We start from the raw sequence: 3,375 nt of genomic DNA, 5'->3' as shown, positions 1-3,375 counted from the left end.
ACTGCTCAATTACGTGGTGGATTCCCTCGAGCAAGCGGGGTTGCGTGGTGAAGCGCTCGCTACCCGTCGCCGTCAACTGGAAACCTGTCCGGCCTGCCGCCGGGCAGACAACATGCTTGATGGCACCAATTTGGCGACACATCGTTATATGACCAGTCCTAATGATTTAATCCTGATGAGTTCGGAGGATATGTGAAAGGTATTAAGCAACTGTCTGGCGAAAAACACACTACCGCCGTACCAGTCGACGTCTCTCCACAGCATGAGAAGCTGAAACAAGTGCTGATCAAGCAGATCAAACGTTCTGCTTACGTTTACCGCGTGGACTGCGGCGGTTGCAATGGGTGCGAAATCGAAATCTTCGCTGCGACGACACCGGTCTACGATACCGAACGTTTTGGGATCAAAGTGGTGGCATCTCCGCGTCATGCCGATATTTTATTATTTACCGGTGCGGTAACGCGTGCTATGCGCGCTCCGGCGCTACGTGCGTATGAAGCTGCACCGGATCCGAAAATAGTGGTCTCCTATGGCGCATGCGGTTGTGACGGCGGTATTTTTCACGACTTGTACTGTGTGTGGGGGGGAACAGATAAAATCGTGCCAGTCGATGTTTACATTCCGGGCTGTCCTCCAACGCCTGCGGCGACCCTGTACGGTTTTGCGGTGGCGCTTGGTCTGCTTGAGCAAAAAATGCATGCCAAACAGCATGATGCGCAATCCACTTCTGCCACATTGCGTCATACCGGTATCCCGATGGATATCCGCGTGATGGTGGAACGTGAAACGCGTCTATTGGCCGGTTACCGCCAAGGTAAACGTATCGCTAATGAACTGTTAGCGGTGCTGGCAAATAGTACAACTGACAACGTTGACAGCAATGTTAGTTGTTACTTGAGTGAGCGCGATGATCCACGCTTGAGCGACATTGTCAACAGCGTGATGCGTTCTGTGATGCGTCAAATCACTGGTGGCGATCAACCTAAAGGGGCTTGTCATGGCTGTTAGTGAATCGCGCCATTTGGATGGCCAAGTCTACTTTTACCGCTTGAGTCGTAAATTTGTCGATGACAAATACGATGTGCCCGACGAAGCGAAGCAGATCATGTATTACAGCCTGACCATCGGCCACCACCTTGGCATTGTCGATTGTTTGAAATCTGAAATGCAATGTTCGGGGCAGGAGTATTTGACTTGGATCTCTGCTCTTGATGAACACAGCGAAGCGTACCGCAAACTGAAAGGCTTTTTGATGTTTGGTGAAATCAGTGTATTTCCCGAGCATATTCACATGTTGGCGATAGCGCTTGACCACATTGATAGCACCACACAATCAGAAAAAAGCCAGCAGTTGACGAAAGGCATGATCGCGATTTTGAATGCGATCTATAACGAACCAACGATGTATTTGATGATTCGGGGTGGAGCATGAGCCAAGACTTACTGTTAACCGTTGGCAATAATATGATGGGAGATGATGGCGCAGGCCCACTGTTGGCACAACTGTGTCGCGAGAATCCAGTGGGATGGAGTGTGATCGAAGGTGGCACCATGCCGGAAGATAGCTTGCATCTGATTCGAAAAATTCAGCCACGACGTGTTTTGGTTGTGGATGCGGCCGACTTTGGCGAAAAGGCGGGTGAAGTGCGGATTATTGAGTCTGAGACCATCGCTGATATGTTTATGGTATCAACGCACAGTTTACCGCTGAACTTCCTGATTGATGAGCTAAAAACGTTCGTACCCGAAGTTACATTTGTCGGCATTCAGCCTGCAATTGTGGCCTTCTCGTTTCCGATGACCGAAATGGTTACCGAGGCCGTGACCGAGTTACATCGTCGTCTTCCTGAGTGGCAAGGCCATGGTGGTTATGAGAGCTGCTAACTCGTGATTACGCTGAGTATCGACACTTATGTCGAAAATTACCGACATAAGTGTCGATATCGTTATCCGCTCAGTTAAATCATCGTGATGATTCGATATTTTATCACGAGTTTTTTTATTGTTTTTATTTTAAAAACAATGAGTTAAGGTTGATTTTTTGACCTTTGAAATATTGGCACACATTGTGCTTATAAGGGCTGGGTGGTTGACTCGGTCCTATCGACACAGAAGGATATCCCATGAATCGATTTATCTTTGCTGACGCTAATAAATGTATTGGTTGTCGCACTTGTGAAGTGGCCTGTGCGATTTCACATCAAGATGAAGGTATCGGGACACTGCAAGATCGTGAGAGTTTTTTACCTCGGTTAGAGGTCATTAAAAATGCTCACGTCACCACGCCGGTGATGTGTCGTCAATGCGACGATGCGCCTTGTGCTCAAGTGTGTCCTAATAACGCGATTGTCCACGAGGACGGTTACATTAAAGTGATTCAATCGCGGTGTATTGGCTGTAAAACCTGTGCCATTGCTTGTCCCTACGGAGCAATGAATGTGGTTACAACCATGGTTGAAGACACATCACGTAGTGCTTTATTTGCTCGAAAAGTGCCTAAATCACAAGCGATTAAATGTGATTTATGCGCCCATCGTGCTAATGGACCTGCGTGTATGGAGGTTTGCCCAACAGGTGCGATTTCTCTGATTGAACCAGAGGAAATTCATCAAACCAGCCAGAGCAAACGTGAAGCGGCTGCCAGCCGTATCGCGATTCTCACTGTCTGATTTCTTGAAATAGTTAAGAAGGTAACTATGAAAAAATCCATTGTAGTTTGTCCGTACTGTGGTACGGGATGCAAACTAAAGCTACTTGTTGAGAACAACAAAGTAGTGGGCGCAGAACCGGCCGATGGTCGGACGAATGAAGGGCAATTGTGCCTGAAAGGTTATTATGGTTGGGATTTTCTCAACGATACTAACTTACTGACTCCTCGTCTTAAAAAACCCATGATTCGTCGTACTAAAGACGCGAAATTGGAAGCGGTTTCTTGGGATGAAGCATTAGACTTCACGGCTGAAAAGCTGATGGAAATCAAAAGCAAATATGGTCCAGATGCAATCATGACAACCGGTTCGGCTCGCGGACCTGGTAATGAAGCTAACTTTGTGATGCAAAAGTTGGCGCGTGCCGTTATTGGAACCAATAACGTCGATCACTGCGCTAGGGTGTGACACGCGCCATCAGTCTCCGGTCTGGAGTCAACAGTAGGTAATGGAGCAATGAGCAATGCCATTCCCGAAATTCAAGAAACAAAATGTTTGCTCATTTTCGGTTACAACGCAGCGGATTCTCATCCAGTTGTAGCAAGACATATTATCAAAGCGCGTGCGAATGGTGCCAAGGTCATTGTTTGTGATCCACGTAAGATTGAATCTGCGCGAATTGCGGATCAGTGGTTGCCACTGAAAAATGGCTCGAACATGGCGCTGG

Annotated in this window: 5 protein-coding genes and 1 pseudogene; all 6 read left to right on the top strand. The window is 47.6% G+C overall.

From position 1 onward, the window contains the following. A pseudogene (locus tag B7C60_RS18590) lies at nucleotides 1-196 on the top strand (formate hydrogenlyase complex iron-sulfur subunit); the annotation flags it as partial. Then, complete coding sequence (locus tag B7C60_RS08715) at nucleotides 193-1,008, top strand: NADH-quinone oxidoreductase subunit NuoB (protein WP_099611308.1); 816 nt, start codon at nucleotides 193-195, stop codon at nucleotides 1,006-1,008. The pseudogene B7C60_RS18590 and the gene B7C60_RS08715, both read left to right, overlap by 4 nt. Then, complete coding sequence (locus tag B7C60_RS08710; protein WP_099611307.1) at nucleotides 998-1,432, top strand: formate hydrogenlyase maturation HycH family protein; 435 nt, start codon at nucleotides 998-1,000, stop codon at nucleotides 1,430-1,432. The genes B7C60_RS08715 and B7C60_RS08710 overlap by 11 nt, the downstream gene beginning before the upstream one ends. Further along, entirely contained in the window at nucleotides 1,429-1,884 is a 456-nt protein-coding gene (hycI, locus tag B7C60_RS08705; RefSeq protein WP_099611306.1) for a hydrogenase maturation peptidase HycI, read from the top strand. Before B7C60_RS08710 ends, hycI begins: the two co-directional genes overlap by 4 nt. A 239-nt stretch (nucleotides 1,885-2,123) precedes the next feature. Further along, the gene (locus B7C60_RS08700) at nucleotides 2,124-2,669 is read left to right on the top strand and encodes a 4Fe-4S dicluster domain-containing protein (RefSeq protein WP_099611305.1); all 546 of its coding nucleotides are present in this window, start codon (nucleotides 2,124-2,126) and stop codon (nucleotides 2,667-2,669) included. A 27-nt stretch (nucleotides 2,670-2,696) separates the two neighbouring features. Next, nucleotides 2,697-3,375 (top strand): molybdopterin-dependent oxidoreductase (locus B7C60_RS18585; RefSeq protein WP_245869016.1); only part of this gene is annotated, 679 nt, incomplete at its 3' end.

This window comes from Vibrio fujianensis (assembly GCF_002749895.1).
In the GTDB taxonomy this organism is placed as follows: Bacteria; Pseudomonadota; Gammaproteobacteria; order Enterobacterales; family Vibrionaceae; genus Vibrio; species Vibrio fujianensis.
Note: the sequence above shows the minus strand (reverse complement) of the source record. Positions and strands in the feature narration are given on the sequence as shown.

Bases quoted from the DNA above. Each gene is read 5' to 3' on its own strand.
- B7C60_RS08710 (WP_099611307.1), top strand. From the start codon at position 998: ATGGCTGTTAGTGAATCGCGCCATTTGGATGGCCAAGTCTACTTTTAC.
- hycI (WP_099611306.1), top strand. From the start codon at position 1,429: ATGAGCCAAGACTTACTGTTAACCGTTGGCAATAATATGATGGGAGAT.
- B7C60_RS08700 (WP_099611305.1), top strand. From the start codon at position 2,124: ATGAATCGATTTATCTTTGCTGACGCTAATAAATGTATTGGTTGTCGC.